The sequence below is a fragment of the Pseudomonas brassicae genome (assembly GCF_010671725.1).
Taxonomy (GTDB): Bacteria; Pseudomonadota; Gammaproteobacteria; order Pseudomonadales; family Pseudomonadaceae; genus Aquipseudomonas; species Aquipseudomonas brassicae.
In genome coordinates this window covers 1-668 of record NZ_JAAHBU010000582.1, presented here as the reverse complement: position 1 = coordinate 668, position 668 = coordinate 1, and the positions used below count along the sequence as shown (strand labels likewise).

Below are 668 nucleotides of genomic sequence, written 5' to 3'. Positions count from 1 at the left end.
GTTTCTTGAAGTGCTGGGTAATGCATAAGAGGAGTGGCACCAGACAAAACGTCCGTAAGGTTATTCGATTCGACACGCTGAAGAATCAGGGCGGACAGGAGGTTGCCGGCCTCATTGAGCTTTGTCTTGATCTAAAGTTAGTAAAAACGGGGAGATACCATTCGCCAGCATCATTTTAGACAGTATTTGATGCTTATCAATCTCGGCTTCTCGGTTTGTAAAGCCGGTAGTAAATTTACTCAGCTGCGTAATTTGGTCTAATAGAGCGAACTCGTGAGACTGTTCCATTGTAATTTTAAGATCAAACGCGTCACTCTTCGTCAAATAGGGTACGGGCACCATTTGACCTTTATCAGTGGCTATGATTTTGGCTTTAGCTTCCATGTATTCGCTGAGCTTCTCTAAAGACTGTTGAGCATAATCATACCGGGATGCCCATTCACTTACGTCTATCTCAAGCTCGCGGTTCAAAAGGTCAACCCGATCCCGAAGTCGGCGAGCCTCCTTTTGCCGACCCTCATCCTCTGCATCTATGCAGGCATCATTGAGTCGGGCAATCTCCAATCCTTTCTTGCGGATCGTGTACGCCAAGTTGTTCACAGCAGTATCTGCCCGAGGAGATGGGCAGGGCCAGTGATCCAAAATCTGCATAGACCACAACGCTGCCC

1 protein-coding gene is annotated in these 668 nt (G+C 47.5%); it reads right to left on the bottom strand.

What is annotated here, in order from left to right:
• Window positions 1-111: 111 nt before the first annotated feature.
• A partial coding sequence (locus G3436_RS26330) for a hypothetical protein (protein WP_243667343.1) occupies window positions 112-668 on the bottom strand: 557 nt, incomplete at its 5' end.